Below are 17,176 nucleotides of genomic sequence, written 5' to 3'. Positions count from 1 at the left end.
CCCTAACTATAATTTCTAAAATTAACAAACCTCGAATGTTTATTCTTTCGAGGTTTTTTTTATACAGATAAGTTTCGATATTAAAACTAAACAATCATACTTTTTCCAAATTCTACTTATCGATTGAAAACAGACCGCAAAATCTTATAAAAACAACAACTATTACACATTTAGACTAAAAAAGAGCTTACTTTATATAGTTTTTAAAAATTTAATTTAAATTTATCATACATTATTTTTTTATTACTTGTAAAAATTAACAATTAATAAACCAAATAAGACTCTACTAAATTTATAATATGAAAGTAACCCCAATCTTTTTTTTTGTTTTTGCAAGTCTATCATCATATAATGGTTTTTCCCAAAATTCAAAAACAAGTACTACTACTAAAGTTGGCGAAAAATACGCTTATGTAAATGTCATTAAAACCTATGAAAGAGTGGCTGAAAAAGGATACAAATCAATTGATCTATTCGAAACATTAGGAAACGCATTCTATGCCGATATGAATATGGAAAAAGCGGCAAAATGGTATGGAGAATTATTTGCTATTACTTCAGATGTAAAAACAATACATTACGATCAATATGCAAAATCTTTGTACGCTATTGGTGAAGTTGAAAAAGCCAATGGCATTATAGAGAAATTAAACAAAAAGTTAAATAAGTAAGTCGAAAGTTTTAAAGTCGTAAAGTCAAAAGAGGCTATATTGACTTAAACAGCTACAAGTTAATATTTTAAACAACATTGTATCGTTTCAAAATACGACATTATATAGTTTTTACTACTCACTAGTACAACAAACAAGTAATAATCTTATCTTTTTTTTTAATATCAAAATAATACCAATTAGATATATAAAAAAGTTGGATTGTTTTTTGTCACATTGAACGCAGTCCAGATGCAATAATCGTTCTCGACTGCGCTCAAACTGACAATTGAGACCGATTTATATTTCTAAACGGTATAAAATGAATAAAAGAATTTGATAAAAAACACACACTGACTATTTTGACCATATTGCAAAAAAAAGAGTCTATAATTGGGGGATTATAAACTCTTTTTTATTTAATACTTTAGAGAATAGATTTGGGGCAAATACTCTCCTTTGTACTTATTTAAAAACCAAAAAACTAATCAATTCTTGCAAAAATATTAGTGTAATATTTTTTACCATCTGCATTTTTTCTAATTGAAATTCCAAAATGAGTATAATTACCTTCAATATTTTTCTTGTGAGCTGGGCTATTTAACCAAGCTGTAACAGCTCCTTGAGCATTATTATAATTGTAAGCAACATTCTCTCCTACAGTTTTAGCATCAAGTAATTTCATGATATTATTTGAACGTTCTACAAAACCATCATGACTTGGTACTTTTTTATCAATCATATAATAATCATGCTCTTCTGATTTATAAGAGATGTGATTAATCTTTTCTAATGGATTTAAACCAATACTTACTCGGTACTCATTAATCAATTTCATAGTTTCTAACTCATCCTCACTATATGAATAATTCTCAACAATTAAAGAACTTGTAGAATTTGCAGTTATTTCTTCAGAAGAATCAGAAGAGCAGGAATTCATTGTAAATATTACTGTCAAAAGCAACATTAAATTGAGTAAATTTACTTTCATAAGCTTGTAGTTTAAGTTTAAAGTAGATTGGGGACAAACTCTTTAAAAGGTGTTAATTTTTGTTTTTTTGCTTATTCAAACATACAACACTTTACCGTTAAACTACAAAAAAAATCGACGAACTACATCATTTTGTTTTAAAAAGAACAATTATCTTACATTAAGGAGACAATCTATCTATTTTCCAAGTAAAATCATTTAGAATAAAATAACGAATTCTATCGTGTAATCGATTTGTTCTTCCTTGCCAAAATTCTACTTCTACAGGACGAACGAGGTATCCACCCCAATGTTTAGGTCTTGGAATTGACTTATTATCAAAAACAGCCTCAAGCACTTTTAAATTTTCATCTAAAAACTCTCTAGACGGTATTATTTCACTTTGGTTAGAAACAATAGCACCTAACTTACTTCCATCAGGTCTGGAATCAAAATAATTATCCGAAATGGTTTCGTCCGTTTTTTCGGCTATTCCTTTAATAATAACTTGACGTTCGGCTGAATGCCAAAAAAAGGAAAGACACACATTGGGATTTTGTTCGATGGCTTTTCCTTTCTCCGAATTATAATTAGTATAAAAGATAAAACCTTCATCATTGTATTTTTTTAATAACACAACTCTGGACTTTGGAAAACCATCCAAACCTAAAGTTGAAACGGTCATGGCGTTTACCTCATCATTTCCTCCAAAATCTTCTACTTCGTGAAACCAACGATGAAAAAGATTAATTGGGTCTTCGGGAATATTAGATTCTAATAATTCACTTTTTTCATAAGATCTTCTGTAATTACTTAAATCTTCCATGGTATTTAAAATTATAAAATAGTTATGTAAAAACTAAAAATCAAAACTTTTCCCATCATCTGCTAACAGCACATTCGGAAAAACAGTTTCAGCTTCTTCTTTAAACAAAGAAATGGCATCATAGCGCGTTGAATAATGTCCTAAGATCAGTTTACCTACTTGAGCTTTTTTAGCAATGGTAGCCGCCTCTATGGCTGTAGAATGCATAGTTTTAGTTGCCAAGCTTGCTTCCGATTGTAAAAAAGTAGCTTCGTGATACAACACATCTACATTTTCTATTAATGTAATGATAGCTTCGTTATAAATAGTATCTGAACAAAAAGCATAACTTTTGGGTTTTTCAGGATCAAATGTTAATTTTTCATTGGAAATCAAAGTTCCATCATCCAGAAAAATATCTTTTCCATTTTTTATGTTTTGGAAATAACATTTCTCAATTTGATATTCTCGAACAGCATCTACGTTTAACTTTCGTTCGGCAATTTTTTCTTCAAATAAAAATCCATTGGTATACACACGATGTTTTAACGGAATGGTTTTCACAATGACTTTATCGTCTTCAAAAATTAACTCGCTTTGGTTTGAAGTTAATTCGTGAAAATGCAAACCAAAATTGGGCCATGAATTAGACAATCGCAATTGTAATAAAATAATTTCTTTTATTCCTTTTGGACCATAAACAGCCAAATCGTTATTTCTATTCAATAACGAAAAAGTAGAAATCAAACCAATTAATCCATAAAAATGATCTCCGTGTAAGTGCGAGATAAAAATATGATTGATCTTAGAAAATTTGATTTTGTTTTTGCGCAGTTGTACTTGTGTTCCTTCGCCACAATCAACAAGAAAAAGTCGGTTTTTTATTTCTAATAACTGCGAAGTAGGATTTGTAAATGTACGTGGAGTGGCCGCATAACAGCCCAGAATAGTTAATTTCAAAGTGTATTTTGTTAACTGGTTATTTGTTTAATCGTTATATAAAAATCATTCGATTAAACTTTTAAACGAATAAACAATTAAACGTTCTAAAATCCTAAGTCTCTTTCTATTTCTTCCATCTCAATAATATCATGAGCTTCTAATAAAGACGGAACTACAGTAAATTTTTCAGGCAAAGCATTATAATCAAAATCAGCCACTACAACAATAAATGATTGCTTTGCTTTTTTATGTTTTTTAGACATAGGTAAAAACAGTTTTAAATCGCTTACAGGTAATTCTTCTTTATACCCTAAAAGATCAATTATTATATTATGTTTTTCGTAACTTTTATATTGGTGTGTAACCTTCATTAAAAAAGAAGTAAAATCACCCTGAGTATCTTTAATTGTAATAGTATGTCCTTTTTGATCTACTTTCATAAAATTTAATTTTGAAATTACTAAAATCTAAAGTTAGTAAGAATTTTTAACTTACTGAATTTTTGAAGCCAAAAGATAAATAACAGCCATTCTAATCGCTACTCCATTTTCGACTTGGTTTAAAATAACGGATTGTCCCGAATCGGCTACTTCAGATGTAATCTCTACTCCTCTATTAATAGGTCCTGGATGCATGATTACAATTTCTTTATTCAATGATTCTAATAAAGTTTTATCTACTCCATATTGTTGTGCATATTCTCTAGTTGATGGAAAATAATTCACATCCATTCTTTCGTTTTGAACACGCAGCATATTGGCCACATCACACCACTCTAAGGCTTTTCGTAAATTAGGTTCTACTTTTACACCTAATGATTCAATGTGTTTTGGAATTAAAGTTTTAGGACCACAAACTTTTACTTCGGCACCTTGCATTTGCAACGCATAAATATTAGACAAAGCCACTCTTGAATGCAAAATATCACCTACAATAACTACTTTTTTTCCTGCTACATCTCCTAATTTTTCTCTTATCGAATAACTATCTAATAAAGCCTGTGTAGGATGTTCATGAGCGCCATCGCCAGCATTTACAATACTTGCTTTTACATTTTGCGATAAAAAATGGGCTGCTCCAGGATTAGCATGGCGCATGACCACCATATCTACTTTCATTGAAAGAATATTGTTTACGGTATCAATAAGCGTTTCACCTTTTTTAACCGAAGATTGTGCTGCCGAAAAACTAATTACATCTGCCGATAATCGTTTTTGAGCCAATTCGAATGAAAGTTTAGTTCGGGTACTATTTTCGAAAAAAATATTGGCAATGGTAATATCTCGTAACGAAGGCACTTTCTTTATAGGACGATTAATGACTTCTTTAAAATGATCCGCTGTTTCAAAAATAAGCTCTATATCATTCTTGTTAATATATTTGATGCCTAATAAATGATTTACGCTTAATTCTTTCATTTTTTATTTACTGTTTATTTGTTTATTGTTTAATCGTTTATCTTTCTTTTGCGATTAAACAATTAAACGACTTAACGATTAATCTATTAATTGGTAACTAAATATACGGCATCTTCTCCATCATTTTCTTTCCAACTCACTTTTACCTTTTCATTGTTAATAGCATCTACTTGTCTTCCTCTATAATCTGGTTGAATAGGTAAATTGCGACTAAAACGTCTGTCAATCAACACTAGTAATTCTATTTCTGAAGGTCTACCAAAAGATTGCACTGCAGTCAATGCTGCTCTGATACTTCTTCCAGTAAACAATACATCATCAATAAAAATGACTTTTTTATTTTCTACAATAAAACTTATTTTAGTTTTATTAGCTTCCAATGGTTTTTCGGTTCTTCTAAAATCATCTCTAAAAAAAGTGATATCTAAATAACCTAATTTTATTTCGGGAGTGTTGTATTCTTTTTCCAACACCTCTTTTAGCCGTTCTGCTAAAAAGGTTCCTCTTGGCTGAATACCAATTAAAATAGTATCTTTAAAATCGAGATGTTTTTCAATTAGCTGACAAGCCAAACGATGAAGAATGATATTGACTTCTTTGGAATTAAGCAAAACTTTTTGAGTCATAGTAAAGAGTTGTATTGGATTGCGCAAATATACAAAATCAGATTTATAACCTTTAAGAATATCAATATTTAAAATTTGAGTTAAAAGATTCTTATAAGATTTGAATAATACAACAAAACAGTAAAATTATATAAAATAGGATATATATTTAAAATGTACTTTTAAACCAACATTATTAACTAATTTAAAATTCTAGAAATCATGAAAAACACAGTAAAAAGAGTACTTCTACTTCTAATCGTTATGTTCACCTTTTCAAGTTGTGAAATCATTGGAGATATTTTTAAAGCAGGAATGAGCGTGGGAATATTCCTTGTTATAGCTGTTATTGTTTTTATCATTTTCATCATTAGCAAAATAGGCGGAAAGAAATAATTACTTTAATAATCAGGAGATTTTTTATTTGAATTTCCGAATAGACATAAAAAAACCGAGCCATTATTGACTCGGTTTATTTAGGATATTTACATTGCCTACTTTGAATTTCTAAAAGCCGACCATATCTTTTTGCAAAAGCTTGCTTTAAATTATTAGTTTCAGTACTTGATAAAGGGTTTCTTGAACTGACAATAAATCCAAATCTTTTAACTTGGGGAATTTTAATGAATGTCGATTCAAAAATTAAAATAGTATTGATAATTTGGCTTAAAGCCTTCTTAACATCTTTTCCTTTTAATTCTACAAAATAAAATTCATTATTTGAATGTCTGACAAATCCAAAATCACATTTTTCTACTTGCTGTGAAGGAATTAAACAATCATCGATTCTGATTCTTGTAAAACTCTCAATCGAGTTGATTTCAAATCGTTTTCCATTTTCAGAAGCTATATTGCTTTTCGAACAACAATTTTGATGTGCTACAATAAAATCATCAAAATTAGTGTGCATATCGTAACTCTGTTAGTTTGTCAAATTCTTCAGAAATAATATCCGAAACTCCATCAATTGCATTAGTATCAATACTTTTAAATTCTTCATTTTTGATGGAATACACTCTTCCATCATTTCGAACTTCATAAACAGAAATATCATCGTAATCTATCCATTTATCTTCCGAAACAATTTTGCTAATTTCTTCCTTCAAATCAGGATGTTCATCAAAAGTGTTTTTGGCAAGCATTAAGGTGTCGAGAGATGAGAGAATATAAGGGCTGTGGGTTGTGAACACAACTTTATATTTAGTTTTATTGACACCTTTTACTATATAATCTATTAGCTTTTTTTGCTTAATAGGAAATAAATTTAATTCAGGTTCTTCAATTAAAAAAGACAACCTTGGCTCAATTCTACCACCTAATAATTCAAAATCTAAAACCAATAATAAAGGAACAATCGACTGGATCCCACTAGATGCCTGAACAAGAGAAATTTCTGTACCTCCTATTCTAATTAAATCTTGAGCATTACTGTATGAATAGTTAAAATCAAAATCAGGATATTTTATTGTTCGTATCCTTTTTCTTGCTACTTCAAATTTTCCTGCAAAATCCTTAAAACAATTTGGAAGTGCAACATTATTTGCCCAAAGACCAGAAATTGAAGCTCCTACTAAAGAAGTTAGTATTCTTTCTGCTGGAAAATAAATATTTTGTCCTTTCATAGACAGAGAACGAAATGCAACTTGCATTTCATCAGTTGGATCTAAAACATTATTGCCTTTTATGAATTGCTCAAATTCATCCGTTGTCATTTTCTCTCTATCATCTTTGACAACAGAAATTTCATTTCTTAATAATTTAATATGTAAATTATCGTCCAAATAGTCTATCTGGCTGTCTTCATAATTAAAATCTATATTGTAATTTTCCAATTGATTTTTAAAAGATAATATGAATTCCAAATTGTCAACTTTATTGTTTAAAACATTTGAAAATTCCCTAAAAATAGAAATCAACTTTGCTAAAACACTTTTCCCTGTTGAAGTATCACCTATAAACACAACATATTTAGTCAGGTCTATTTCAGCTTCATTAATTGGTCCAAAATTTTTAACTATTAATTTTTCCATTTCTTATTTGTAATTATAGTGTAAATATAACAAAAAAACCGAGCCATTATTGACTCGGTTTTTCCTTATTTATATTCTTCAAAAGATCCCGATAAAAATCGGGATAAGCGATTCAAACAATTTTTCTTCAAAAATTGGTTCTCTGCTTATTTTACTTCTTCGTAATCTACGTCTTGAACGTTATCACCTTCAGCTTGTGGTTCAGCAGCAGCTTGACCTTGCTCTCCTTGAGCGTACATAGCTTCAGTAGCAGTTTTCCAAGCAGCATTTACATTATCTAAACCTTTTTGGATAGCAGCAATATCTTGAGATTGGTGTGCCATTCTCAATTCAGTTAAAGCAAATTCGATAGCTGTTTTGTTCTCGTCTGAAATTTTATCTCCCAATTCTTTCAATTGACTTTCAGTTTGGAAAATAGTACTATCAGCTTCGTTTAATTTTTCAGCTCTTTCTTTTGCAGCTTTATCAGCATCAGCGTTAGCTTCAGCATCTTTTTTCATTTGTTCGATTTCGTCAGCTGTTAAACCTGAAGAAGCTTCGATACGAATATCGTGAGATTTTCCAGTTCCTTTATCAGTTGCAGTTACTTTAATGATACCATTAGCATCAATATCAAAAGAAACCTCAATTTGAGGAACTCCTCTTGGTGCTGGTGGAATACCATCTAAGTGGAAACGACCGATAGTTTTGTTATCAGCAGCCATTGCTCTAGCTCCTTGCAATACGTGAAGTTCAACTGTTGGTTGAGAATCAGCAGCAGTAGAGAATACTTGAGATTTTTTAGTTGGGATAGTAGTGTTAGCTTCGATAAGAACAGTCATTACACCACCCATAGTTTCGATACCTAAAGATAATGGAGTTACGTCAAGTAACAATACATCTTTTACATCTCCAGAAAGTACACCACCTTGAATAGCTGCTCCAATTGCAACAACCTCATCAGGGTTAACTCCTTTAGACGCTTTTTTTCCAAAGAATTTCTCCACTTCTTCAACGATTCTTGGGATACGAGTCGAACCTCCTACCAAGATTACTTCGTCGATATCAGAAACTGATAAACCAGCATTTTTCAACGCTTTAGCAACTGGTTCCATAGAACGTTTTACTAATGAATCAGTTAATTTCTCAAATTGAGAACGAGATAATTTTTTAACTAAGTGTTTTGGTCCTGAAGCCGTAGCCGTTACGTATGGCAAGTTGATTTCAGTTTCAGCAGAAGAAGACAATTCAATCTTAGCTTTCTCTGCAGCTTCTTTGATACGTTGTAATGACATTGGGTCTAAACGCAAGTCAATTCCTTCTTCAGCTTTAAATTCGTCAGCTAACCAGTCAATAATTACGTGGTCAAAATCATCTCCTCCAAGGTGAGTATCACCATCAGTAGACAATACTTCGAAAACTCCGTCTCCTAATTCAAGAACAGAGATATCAAAAGTACCTCCACCTAAATCGTAAACAGCAATTTTTTGATCTGTTCCTTTTTTATCTAAACCATAAGCTAATGCAGCAGCAGTAGGCTCATTGATGATACGCATCACTTTAAGACCTGCAATTTCACCAGCTTCTTTAGTAGCTTGACGTTGTGCATCGTTAAAGTAAGCAGGAACAGTAATAACTGCTTCAGTAACTGTTTGACCTAAATAGTCTTCAGCAGTTTTTTTCATTTTTTGAAGAGTCATTGCTGACAATTCTTGAGCAGTGTATAAACGACCGTCAATATCCACACGTGGCGTATTGTTGTCACCTTTTACAACACTGTAAGGAACTCTTTTTGCTTCTTCAGTAGTTTCAGCAAATGAATGTCCCATAAAACGTTTGATAGAAGCAATAGTCTTAGTTGGATTAGTTACCGCTTGTCTTTTTGCAGGATCCCCTACTTTAATTTCTCCACCTTCTACAAAAGCGATGATAGATGGCGTTGTTCTTTTTCCTTCTGCATTAGGAATAACAACTGCTTCGCTACCTTCCATTACAGAAACACAAGAGTTCGTCGTACCTAAATCAATTCCGATTATTTTACCCATTTTTAATATATTTAATTTTTATTATATACTCGATTTAATAACTCAAGGTGCTTAAGTCAATCTTTGTGCCAATATTAAAGCCTTATATAATTTGTCATAAAATCTTAAAACTGTCGTAATATTAGCTGACAATATGACATTTCAAACTGACTGACAGATTTACGGAAACGGGAAATTAGGGCCGTCACGTTACTCAATAATAATTCCAACTAAAATAGAATCAGTATTAATATAACTCGTTGGGTGAAATTGTTTTTGGATATTAAATTTTCGTCAGTTCGAGTGAATTTTCAGAAAACGCGACAGCTTTTTCGGAAAATTTGTATCGAGAACAAGAAAATATTGAATAGAAAACGGTTCTCGATACATTTTTCGCTTCATTTCATTACGCAAAAAACACTCGAACTGACGTTTTTGATAATTTCACCCAACGGGTTAATATAATTTGATTTTAAACTATATTTGAAAACCTAAAAATTTAAAAAATGTTTACCATAGATCAAATCAAAACAGCGCACGAAAAAGTAAAATCGGGTGCTGATTTTCCCAATTACATTAAAGATTTAATTGAGCTGGGCGTTCTAGGCTACGATGCCTTTGTTAATGACGGTCATGTAGAATATTTTGGTGAAAATAATTTTAGAGCATCCGAAAATAAAACCTACGATAGCCTTAACATTGCTCCTTCTGCAAACAAAGAACGACTCATCGAGTTCTTAGTAATGCATCAAGACGGTCAAACCGATTATATGACTTTTTGCAACCATGCTGCTCAATGTGGTATTGCCAAATGGCGTGTGGACATTATCGAAATGACTTGTACTTATTATGATAGTATCGAAAACCCAATTCTGATTGAGAAAATCCCAGAATAATACAATTCATTTTAAACAAACGGAGCACAGACAAAAGAAATCTAACACATTACCGCTAATTATCAATACCATACAACCAAAACACTACCAATTAGTTGTGTGTAATTATTGGAAATCTACTATAAATTCACAACCTTTGTGTAAATAATTAAAATTATGACTGGAGCCGACAATATTAGAAATAGCATCATAGATAAGTTACTTACAATATCTAACAAAGATTATTTATTAGCTCTTTATAAGTTAGTTAGTACAAGTAACATTAACGAAGAAACAATACAGCTTTCAGAAGCTCAAATTTTAATGCTAAATATGAGTGAAGAAGACATTAAAAATAATCGAATTGTATCGCAAGAAGAGTTAGATAAAATGGATTTGGAATGGCTAAAAAGTCTGTAGTTTGGACCGAGACTGCGATAAAGCAGCGACGTGAAATTTTAAAATATTGGACAATTCGCAACAAATCAACTAAGTATGCAGAAAAGCTCATTGGCTTGATTAACGAGCGTATTAAACTGATTTCACAAAATCCAGATGTTGGCAAACCTACAAATCACTTAGATACTAGAGAAGCTGCAATGGGAAATTTCAGTATTTATTATAAAAGTGATGATACTCAAATCATAATTACTGCTTTTTGGGATAATCGTCAAGATCCAAAAAAATTATTGAAACTACTCAAAAAATAAAACACTATCCTGCAGTTTTGGAAAATTAGATTTTTTGTTAGACATAGAACTCTTTGTTTATCCAAAAATTTACAACAAACCATAAAAAAGCAATTTTACATAGATAAATAATCCACAGCTATGCCACTAAAAACAAAAAACCAACCATGAAAAAAATCTTTATCACCCTTTTTGCAATATGGAATTGCAGCACTTTTGCTCAAACCCATTCCGTAAAAAACTCGCCAAAACTTTCAGAAGCAACTCCAAGCAGTGTAGGAATGTCTAGCGAACGACTGGCTCGAATTGACAATATGTTAACCAAAGCCGTTGCCGATTCGGAAATTCCGGGAGCTATAGCCTTAGTGGCTCGCAAAGGAAAGATTGTCTATCTAAAAGCTTTTGGAATGGCGGATAATGCCAGTTCAAAAATCTTAAAACCCGATGCTATTTTCAGAATTGCATCGCAAACAAAAGCCATAACTACTACTGCAGTCATGATGCTTTGGGAAGAAGGAAAATTCAAACTAGACGATCCTATTGCAAAATACATTCCTGAATTTAAAAACGCTCAAGTTTTAGATTCAGTTTATCCCGATGGAAAATACACAACGAAAACAGCCAAAAGAGAAATTACCATTCGTGATTTAATTACACATACTTCCGGAATTGGCTACGGCCAAATTGATAGCGATCCTCGTTTCAAAAAAATATATCAGGACGCTGGCGTAACCGATTTATTTACGACCAACAAAATTACCATTGCCGAAAGTGTCAAAAAACTAGCAAAACTGCCTTTGCACCACAATCCTGGAGAAAAATTCATTTACAGTGAAGGATTAGACGTTATTGGGTATTTTATCGAAATCATGTCGGGCATGCCAATGGATGAATTTTACAGAACCCGCATTTTTGAACCATTAGAAATGAATGATACGTATTTCTATTTGCCGGAATCAAAATACAACCGATTAGTAAGCGTTCAAACCAAAGAAAATGGAAAATGGATTCCGTTCCCAAATACGTTTTACGATACTAATTATCCAAAATCAGGAGCAAAAAGCTTTTTCTCTGGTGGCGCCGGACTTTCAAGCACCGCAAAAGATTATGCTACTTTCTTGCAAATGTTCCTAAATAAAGGTGAATTAAACGGTATTCGCTTATTAAGCAGAACCACAGTCCAATTTATGTTGACAAACCAAATTGGTGCTATTTGGAGCAATAGCGATGCTGGACATGGTTTGGGTTTTAGAGTTTTAAACCAAAAAGGCGAAGATTTAGGCGGTCAAGGTAGTGCAGGAACATTCAATTGGGGCGGTTATTTTAATACTCAGTATTTTGCTGATCCAAAAGAAGAACTCATTGGAATTATCTTAAAACAGACTCAAAAAACGAGTGACAATACAGGCTGGAAATTTCAAATACTAGCAGAACAAGCCATTGATGACTAATACATTCGAGAAAATGAAGCCGTATCAACCATAAGAAACGGCTTCATTTTCTTTTGTATCGAAAGGAATAAAATCAACTGAAACAGGATGACATTCAATTTTCATAAAAGCACAATTCACTTCTCCAAAAAAACTAGCCACAGCTACTTCGCTGGCATCTTTTCCATTAGCAATTTTGACCAATCCGTTAAGAACACTTAATTTTGTTGGATCAAAAAAGAGCCACTTCCCTCCTGCATAGGCTTCAAAACAAGCATGAAAATCTGGTGGTTCAAGTGCGTAAGCATAACCTGTAAAATAACGCGCTGGAATATCTAAAGCGCGACACAAAGCAATGGCAAGGTGAGCAAAATCTTTACAAACACCTTCTTTTAAATTTAGAACATCGCAAGCTGATCTACTAGAATCACTAGTTCCTGCTTTGTACGCTATCGAATTATAAACCCATTCGTTGACTGCTTTGGCTTTAGTAAATTCATTCAGTAAATGTCCAAATTGCTGATTAGCAAAACCTAATAATTTATCGGATTCACAATACCTGCTTGGCGAAATAAAAGGTAAAACTTCGTTGTCTAAATCAATAATTGGAATAGATTCAAAAAGCTTCTCATCTGTAATTAACTCATACAAAACATCAACTTCAGCTTCATAACTAATCGAGAAATTAGTTCCTTTTTCGACCTCCATTTTAATAAAACGAGTCGCTGAATTTTGCAATACAAACTCTTCGTATTTAATTTCAGGAATAATAGTAAGCGATTCTGAAATAATTAGTTGCGTTGCCAAGTTAGCAACCTGAATATTAAAAATAAAGGTTGTTGTAGAAAAAACTTCGTAGGATAAAAAACTGCTTACTTTAAATCTCATTTTGTAAAGATATTAATTATCAGTTAGATTACTTAAGAAACTTAACTGTCCTTAACTTCTGCAGTCGAGTGTCAAATGTTTGAAGAATGCGTAAAAAGAAAAGCTGTTTGAGCGTTAGCGAGTTCTTTTCTTTTAGCATTCGAAAACTAATTTGACCGACGAGGAAGTGTAAGACTTGATTTTTTTGTTTCTTTTTTGATCAAGCAAAAAAGAAAAATGATAACTCTTAATTTTTCACTTTCAATAAAAACGTAAATTCAAAATGAAACAAATAAATCTTGATAACCTTTTTAACAGTAAATTTATCCAAAACTATAAAGAATCTATTTCTTTCTTTTTGGCTTATTTTTTTTAAATTTACGAGAACTTACAATAATAAAAAGCAAACAGCATGAGTTTTTTCAGCAAACAATTATCTTTTCGTTGGGCCGATTTAGATCCTAATTTTCATCTTCGTCATAGTGTGTATTATGATTGTGCTGCACAACATCGTTTAGAAATATTAGAAAATCTAGGCTTGACCATGAAAGCATTTCAAACACAGCATTTTGGTCCCGTACTTTTTAGAGAAGAATGTATTTTCAGAAAAGAAGTAAAATTGAATGATTCGATTTTTATCCATACCAAAGTAGCTAAAATGAAAGCCGATGCTTCCCGCTGGTCCATTACTCATGAATTTAGAAACGAAGAAGACCAACTTTGTGCCGCTTTAACAGTAGATGGTGCCTGGATGGATACTAAATTGCGTAAATTAGTCAATCCAGTTCCTGAAATTGCCTTTCAAGCTTTGGTAAGTATTCCAAAATCCAAAGATTTTATCGAATCCTAAAAACAAAAATTCTATTTGAATTTCAACAACAAAAACACAAATGAAAACTAAAATAGGAATTGTATTATCCGGAGGAGGCGCTCGAGGAATTGGACATCTAGGTATGCTAAAAGCCTTAGAGGAATTTGGTATCAAAGCTTCGCACGTTTCAGGAACAAGTGCTGGAGCTATTGCGGCTGCTTTTTATGCTGCGGGTTATTCGGCAAATGAAATTTTAACCATTTTAAAAAAAGGACAAATTTTTAATTTTTCTAATCTTTTAATAAAAAGACAAGGCTTGTTTGCCATGAAAGGATTTCATGATATTTATTCCGAATGTTTCCCAACCAACTCTTTTGACGATTTAAAAATCCCATTATATATCGCTGCAACTGATATTCTTAAGGGCGAATTGGTTTACTTTTCGTCAGGTAATTTATCTCAGGCCATTATGGCTTCCTCTTGCCTACCTTTATTATTTCAACCTGTAAATTACAACAATACTTTGTATGTTGATGGCGGTGTAATGAACAATTTCCCTATTGAACCTTTAATGGGACAATGCGATATTATTATTGGTAGTTACGTTAATTCTATCAAAAAAGAAGTGGATAAAGTAGGCATGAACAACATTTTGGATCGCTGTTTTCATCTGGCTATGAAAAGTTCAGTCGAACAAAAAACGCACAGCTGCAACTTGTACTTTGAACCACCTAATATGAGCCAATTTAGTCTTTACAATCTTAAAAATGCCGATGAAATTTTCGAATACAGTTACCAGCATGCCCTTACTTTTGAAAACCAAATCAAAGCGCTAAATATTCATTTTTAAACTGAATCTTTTATTTTTCTTACCTCAAAAGTCATACGAGCTTTTGTTTAATCTCTTTTCAATAATGATTGAATGAATAATTTAGTATATGTCACAAAGCAAAAACCCTATAAATCATAAGATTTATAGGGTTTTGAAACCATTTGTTATTAAACTTGTGGGCGATGAGGGGTTCGAACCCCCGACCCCCTCGGTGTAAACGAGGTGCTCTGAACCAGCTGAGCTAATCGCCCTATTTTATTAGGTTGCAATCGTTGCTTATTGCGAGTGCAAATATACAGCTAGATTTTATATTTGCAAGCAAAATTTAAAAATAAATAAATAAAAAAACAAGCCTATTTTATTTCTTGCTCAAAAACAGTGTTTTAACCAGACTGAGATCTCGCAGTTTTTTTTGTAATGACTAGCTTATAGTAGTACATTTGCATTCTAAAATTGAAAAAATGGGAAGATTCAAAGACAATGATTTACCAAAATCAAAAATAACGGCAAGCTCGCTTAATAAAGCAAAAATCATCTTTAAATACGCAGGCAATAATAGTTGGAAATTTTATGTTGGTTTAATTTTTTTATTACTTACCAGTGTCACAGCCTTAGCATTTCCTAAATTCATGGGAATGTTAGTAGATTGTGTCAATAAAAAAGATTCGGCCTTAGCCAACCAAATTGCTTTAGGATTAGGATTGGTTTTAATATTACAATCGGTATTTTCTTTTTTTAGATTGTCTTTGTTTGTCAACTTTACCGAAAATACGTTAGCCAATGTTCGATTGGCATTATACACTAATTTAGTAAAACTCCCTATGACGTTCTTTTCGCAAAAACGTGTGGGAGAACTAAACAGTAGAATCAGTAATGATATTACCCAAATTCAGGATACTTTAACTACTACAATTGCTGAATTTCTTCGTCAGTTTATATTGATTATTGGAAGTTTTGTAATGCTTGCCAGTATCAATATCAAGTTAACGATTATGATGGTTTCTATCGTTCCATTGGTTGGAGTTGCAGCGGTTCTTTTTGGTCGTTTTATTCGAAAATATTCCAAAAAAGTGCAAGATCAGGTTGCCGAAAGTCAGGTGGTTGTTGAAGAAACCATGCAAGGAATTAGCATTGTAAAAGCCTTTGCTAACGAATGGTACGAAATTGCACGCTATCAAGGCAAAATTAAAGAAGTAGTTAAAATTGCTATCAAAGGTGGTCAGTTAAGAGGGTATTTTGCATCCTTTATTATTATCTGTTTGTTTGGAACTATTGTAGCAGTAGTGTGGTACGGTGTTCATTTGAGTATTGGTGGAGAAATATCTGTGGGTGAATTGTTTACATTTATTTTATATTCGAGTTATGTAGGGGCATCTTCGGGAGGAATTGCCGAATTGTATGCTCAGGTTCAAAAAGCAATTGGAGCAACCGAACGTGTTTTTGAATTATTAGATGAAACTCCTGAAAAAATTGATGCTACTCCAAATTCAGCTACAATCGAAAAAATAAAAGGAAATGTAACTTTTAAAAATGTTGCTTTTAGTTATCCGTCCCGAAAAGAAATTCAGGTGTTGAAAGATGTGAATTTTACGGCTAGTTTTGGTCAAAAAATTGCCATCGTAGGACCAAGTGGTGCCGGAAAATCAACTATTGCTTCTTTGTTGTTGCGTTTTTATGATATTGATAAAGGAGAAATTTTAATTGATAATAAAAATATTCATGATTTTGATTTAGAAAATCTTCGTGGCAACATGAGTATTGTTCCTCAGGATGTGATTTTATTTGGAGGAACTATCAAAGAAAACATCGCTTACGGAAAACCAAATGCCACAGATGAAGAAATTCTATTAGCAGCAAAACAAGCTAATGCTTTCAACTTTATCGAAAGTTTTCCTGAAAAAATGGAAACTGTTGTTGGCGAAAGAGGAATTAAACTTTCTGGTGGTCAAAGACAGCGTATTGCCATTGCTCGTGCTTTGCTTAAAAACCCTAGTATTTTAATCTTAGATGAAGCTACTTCATCCTTAGATAGCGAAAGCGAAAAATTAGTTCAAGAAGCGCTGGAAATTTTAATGGAAGGAAGAACAAGTATTATTATTGCGCACCGATTATCAACGATTCGTTCAGCAGATCAAATTTTAGTAATTGATAACGGAAGGATTAGCGAACAAGGAACACACCTGGAATTGATAGGTTTAGAAAACGGAATTTATAAAAACCTAAGCAATCTACAGTTTAGTAATTCATAG

19 protein-coding genes and 1 tRNA gene are annotated in these 17,176 nt (G+C 32.1%); 9 read left to right on the top strand and 11 right to left on the bottom strand.

Translation table 11 applies throughout. The features are described from left to right. The first annotated feature begins 299 nt into the window (after positions 1-299). Positions 300-671 (top strand): tetratricopeptide repeat protein, encoded by a 372-nt coding sequence (locus tag AAGV28_RS07545; protein WP_373406208.1) that lies wholly within the window; start codon positions 300-302, stop codon positions 669-671. A 463-nt stretch (positions 672-1,134) separates the two neighbouring features. Here the strand turns inward: AAGV28_RS07545 and AAGV28_RS07540 are convergent, their stop codons facing one another. The 6 genes from AAGV28_RS07540 to pyrR all read right to left on the bottom strand — a co-directional run bounded on the left by AAGV28_RS07540 (position 1,135) and on the right by pyrR (position 5,411). After that, the gene (locus tag AAGV28_RS07540) at positions 1,135-1,641 is read right to left on the bottom strand and encodes a CAP domain-containing protein (RefSeq protein WP_373406207.1); all 507 of its coding nucleotides are present in this window, start codon (positions 1,639-1,641) and stop codon (positions 1,135-1,137) included. A gap of 160 nt (positions 1,642-1,801) precedes the next feature. Then, positions 1,802-2,446: a pyridoxamine 5'-phosphate oxidase gene (pdxH, locus tag AAGV28_RS07535; RefSeq protein ID WP_373406206.1), complete on the bottom strand. Its 645-nt coding sequence runs from the start codon at positions 2,444-2,446 to the stop codon at positions 1,802-1,804. A gap of 33 nt (positions 2,447-2,479) precedes the next feature. Beyond that, positions 2,480-3,385, bottom strand: coding sequence for a ribonuclease Z (locus AAGV28_RS07530; RefSeq protein WP_373406205.1), 906 nt, complete (start codon positions 3,383-3,385; stop codon positions 2,480-2,482). An 86-nt stretch (positions 3,386-3,471) separates the two neighbouring features. Next, the gene (locus tag AAGV28_RS07525; protein WP_373406204.1) at positions 3,472-3,807 is read right to left on the bottom strand and encodes a ribonuclease Z; all 336 of its coding nucleotides are present in this window, start codon (positions 3,805-3,807) and stop codon (positions 3,472-3,474) included. Positions 3,808-3,858: 51 nt separating this feature from the next. Further along, positions 3,859-4,785: an aspartate carbamoyltransferase catalytic subunit gene (locus AAGV28_RS07520; RefSeq protein WP_373406203.1), complete on the bottom strand. Its 927-nt coding sequence runs from the start codon at positions 4,783-4,785 to the stop codon at positions 3,859-3,861. An 86-nt stretch (positions 4,786-4,871) separates the two neighbouring features. Next, a complete protein-coding gene (pyrR, locus tag AAGV28_RS07515; protein WP_373406202.1) occupies positions 4,872-5,411 on the bottom strand; it encodes a bifunctional pyr operon transcriptional regulator/uracil phosphoribosyltransferase PyrR in 540 nt (179 codons plus the stop codon). Between the two features lie 201 nt (positions 5,412-5,612). On the opposite strand from pyrR, the gene AAGV28_RS07510 reads away from it, so the two are divergent. Beyond that, complete coding sequence (locus AAGV28_RS07510) at positions 5,613-5,786, top strand: hypothetical protein (protein ID WP_373406201.1); 174 nt, start codon at positions 5,613-5,615, stop codon at positions 5,784-5,786. A 76-nt stretch (positions 5,787-5,862) separates the two neighbouring features. Here AAGV28_RS07510 and AAGV28_RS07505 read toward each other — a convergent pair whose 3' ends face one another. From AAGV28_RS07505 to dnaK, 3 genes are all read right to left on the bottom strand, one after another. Continuing rightward, positions 5,863-6,300, bottom strand: a complete 438-nt coding sequence (locus tag AAGV28_RS07505; protein ID WP_373406200.1) for a hypothetical protein — start codon at positions 6,298-6,300, stop codon at positions 5,863-5,865. Next, entirely contained in the window at positions 6,290-7,420 is a 1,131-nt protein-coding gene (locus tag AAGV28_RS07500; protein ID WP_373406199.1) for an AAA family ATPase, read from the bottom strand. The genes AAGV28_RS07505 and AAGV28_RS07500 overlap by 11 nt, the downstream gene beginning before the upstream one ends. Positions 7,421-7,566: 146 nt before the next feature. Continuing rightward, entirely contained in the window at positions 7,567-9,444 is a 1,878-nt protein-coding gene (gene dnaK / locus AAGV28_RS07495; protein WP_373395341.1) for a molecular chaperone DnaK, read from the bottom strand. Between the two features lie 485 nt (positions 9,445-9,929). Here dnaK and AAGV28_RS07490 point away from each other — a divergent pair, with 485 nt between their 5' ends. The 4 genes from AAGV28_RS07490 (at position 9,930) to AAGV28_RS07475 (ending at position 12,438) form a co-directional block, all read left to right on the top strand. Then, complete coding sequence (locus AAGV28_RS07490) at positions 9,930-10,319, top strand: DUF1398 domain-containing protein (RefSeq protein WP_373406198.1); 390 nt, start codon at positions 9,930-9,932, stop codon at positions 10,317-10,319. 156 nt (positions 10,320-10,475) lie between these two features. Beyond that, a complete protein-coding gene (locus AAGV28_RS07485; protein ID WP_373390573.1) occupies positions 10,476-10,718 on the top strand; it encodes a hypothetical protein in 243 nt (80 codons plus the stop codon). After that, positions 10,700-11,008 (top strand): type II toxin-antitoxin system RelE/ParE family toxin, encoded by a 309-nt coding sequence (locus AAGV28_RS07480; RefSeq protein ID WP_373406197.1) that lies wholly within the window; start codon positions 10,700-10,702, stop codon positions 11,006-11,008. Before AAGV28_RS07485 ends, AAGV28_RS07480 begins: the two co-directional genes overlap by 19 nt. A gap of 146 nt (positions 11,009-11,154) precedes the next feature. Further along, positions 11,155-12,438, top strand: a complete 1,284-nt coding sequence (locus tag AAGV28_RS07475) for a serine hydrolase domain-containing protein (RefSeq protein ID WP_373406196.1) — start codon at positions 11,155-11,157, stop codon at positions 12,436-12,438. A 24-nt stretch (positions 12,439-12,462) separates the two neighbouring features. Here AAGV28_RS07475 and AAGV28_RS07470 read toward each other — a convergent pair whose 3' ends face one another. Beyond that, positions 12,463-13,305, bottom strand: a complete 843-nt coding sequence (locus AAGV28_RS07470; protein ID WP_373406195.1) for a transglutaminase-like domain-containing protein — start codon at positions 13,303-13,305, stop codon at positions 12,463-12,465. A 391-nt stretch (positions 13,306-13,696) separates the two neighbouring features. Between AAGV28_RS07470 and AAGV28_RS07465 the strand changes: the two genes are divergently transcribed. Together AAGV28_RS07465 and AAGV28_RS07460 are read left to right on the top strand one after the other, a co-directional pair. After that, on the top strand, positions 13,697-14,134 hold the full coding sequence (locus AAGV28_RS07465) for an acyl-CoA thioesterase (protein WP_373406194.1): 438 nt from the start codon (positions 13,697-13,699) through the stop codon (positions 14,132-14,134). 40 nt (positions 14,135-14,174) lie between these two features. Further along, positions 14,175-14,945, top strand: coding sequence for a patatin-like phospholipase family protein (locus tag AAGV28_RS07460; protein WP_373406193.1), 771 nt, complete (start codon positions 14,175-14,177; stop codon positions 14,943-14,945). A 158-nt stretch (positions 14,946-15,103) separates the two neighbouring features. Here the strand turns inward: AAGV28_RS07460 and AAGV28_RS07455 are convergent. Further along, a tRNA-Val gene (locus AAGV28_RS07455) sits at positions 15,104-15,178 on the bottom strand. 210 nt (positions 15,179-15,388) lie between these two features. On the opposite strand from AAGV28_RS07455, the gene AAGV28_RS07450 reads away from it, so the two are divergent. Continuing rightward, positions 15,389-17,176, top strand: coding sequence for an ABC transporter ATP-binding protein (locus AAGV28_RS07450; RefSeq protein WP_373406192.1), 1,788 nt, complete (start codon positions 15,389-15,391; stop codon positions 17,174-17,176).

The sequence above is a fragment of the Flavobacterium zubiriense genome, from assembly GCF_041729725.1.
GTDB lineage: Bacteria > Bacteroidota > Bacteroidia > Flavobacteriales > Flavobacteriaceae > Flavobacterium > Flavobacterium zubiriense.
Note: the sequence above shows the minus strand (reverse complement) of the source record. Positions and strands in the feature narration are given on the sequence as shown.